The following is a 1,497-nucleotide window of genomic DNA, read 5'->3' as shown; positions in this document are numbered from 1 at the left end:
AGAAAACCGGGGCGGTTCAGTCTGCATCGGCCATCGCAGCGTTCGCCTTTGCGGTGTTAACCGCTACCCCGTTGGGCATTCTGGGGTATGGCTTGATACTCGCCCTCATGGCCACGCTTATCGATGAAAAGTTGATCCAAAAAATTAACGACACAATCTTCCGCTAAAACTACCGCCCTACACTTAACCCTGTAGGGCGTTTTTATTGAGTAGCAGATAGAGAAGACCAAGCGGGATGGAAACCACGAAGCAAGCCATATGGTACAAAGCGTAGAGGCCATTCTTTGCCGGTGTCTCAACAAACAGTCCCCTCGACCAGAACTCACGCGTGGTGTATTTTAGGGCCAGCGTCTCAACCAGGCATTTAGCAAAGGGGAAGAGCAAGGCTGAAACAGCAAAAATGAGATACATGCCTATCGAGTGCCCCTGATTGAAACCGCTGTAATAGATAAACGCCGCCAGGCAACCCCATAGAGCACCATACACTAAATTCTTCAGATAAAATGTCTTGGTCATCTCCTGATCTCCTTCGTTGTCACCACCGTTTAAGCACCTGGCTTTCTACTTTACCACTCATGCAGTGTGAAGACGTAGCTCCTGCTGAAAAGATAAATGCCATGCTCACGGAAGAGTAGGCATCCTAACCAGTACGGTGCATGAACGACAAATTGCATCTGTAAGAGGCTTTCCGACTAGGGCAGAGAACGGAAAGGCCGATCCTGGCCAGAAAGGTCACCTTCCGAAAATGGCAGAGAACGGAAAGCCCGTGGCGTGCTGAGGTTTACCTGTCACAAACACAACGTCGAAAGTTTGACGACAGCATCAAATACGAGCATAATTCATACATTGATTCAGGTTATGTTAGAAAACACAATTTACAGGTGAATGCGATGGCAGACTCTTCAGGAAAAAGTATCAAAGAGAAGCAACATGCTCTCTATGATGAAGAACTGCAGCTCATTGAAGCTGGCGAACGGGACGCAGTACCATTTGTTCCTCGATCAGAGTTCGGCCAATTGATGCCATCTGCCAAACTGCAGAAAAGATTCGCATTTGCCTAAGTACAAGAATTTGCGATAATAAGCCATCTCTCACAAGGTGGCTTTTTTGGTAATGCCTCTAATTAGTTGAATTGATGTATAATGCTCGCTTTTGAGGTTTTCTCATGACCAGCGTTACTGTTCATTGTCCCCGTTGTCGGTCTGCTCAGGTTTACCGTCATGGGCAAAACCCTAAAGGCCGTGACCGGTTTCGCTGTCGTGACTGTCACCGCGTGTTTCTGCTCACCTATACCTATGAAGCACGCAAGCCCGGCGTCAAAGAACAAATTACCGCAATGGCGTTCAACGGAGCTGGTGTCCGCGATACCGCAAGGACGCTCAAAATCGGCATTAACACCGTCATTCGCACTTTAAAAAACTCGCGCCAAAGCGAATAACCTCCTCTCCGGTCACTCATGCAGACGTGGCGCTTATCTGCGAGCTCGATGAACAGTGG

3 protein-coding genes and 1 pseudogene are annotated in these 1,497 nt (G+C 48.3%); 3 read left to right on the top strand and 1 reads right to left on the bottom strand.

What is annotated here, in order from left to right; translation table 11 throughout:
- Window positions 1-167, top strand: a 167-nt coding sequence (locus U869_RS32850) for a colicin-like pore-forming protein (RefSeq protein WP_369795103.1), incomplete at its 5' end; no start/stop codon positions are given.
- Between the two features lie 16 nt (window positions 168-183).
- On the opposite strand, the gene U869_RS0105830 is transcribed toward U869_RS32850, so the two are convergent.
- Entirely contained in the window at window positions 184-516 is a 333-nt protein-coding gene (locus U869_RS0105830; protein WP_025123758.1) for a colicin E1 family microcin immunity protein, read from the bottom strand.
- 374 nt (window positions 517-890) lie between these two features.
- Here U869_RS0105830 and U869_RS32135 point away from each other — a divergent pair, with 374 nt between their 5' ends.
- Window positions 891-1,061, top strand: a complete 171-nt coding sequence (locus U869_RS32135) for a hypothetical protein (protein WP_157834717.1) — start codon at window positions 891-893, stop codon at window positions 1,059-1,061.
- Window positions 1,062-1,165: 104 nt separating this feature from the next.
- Window positions 1,166-1,497 (top strand): annotated as a pseudogene (locus U869_RS0105820) (IS1 family transposase); the annotation flags it as partial.

This window comes from Serratia sp. H1w, from assembly GCF_000633355.1.
In the GTDB taxonomy this organism is placed as follows: domain Bacteria; phylum Pseudomonadota; class Gammaproteobacteria; order Enterobacterales; family Enterobacteriaceae; genus Chania.
Note: the sequence above shows the minus strand (reverse complement) of the source record. Positions and strands in the feature narration are given on the sequence as shown.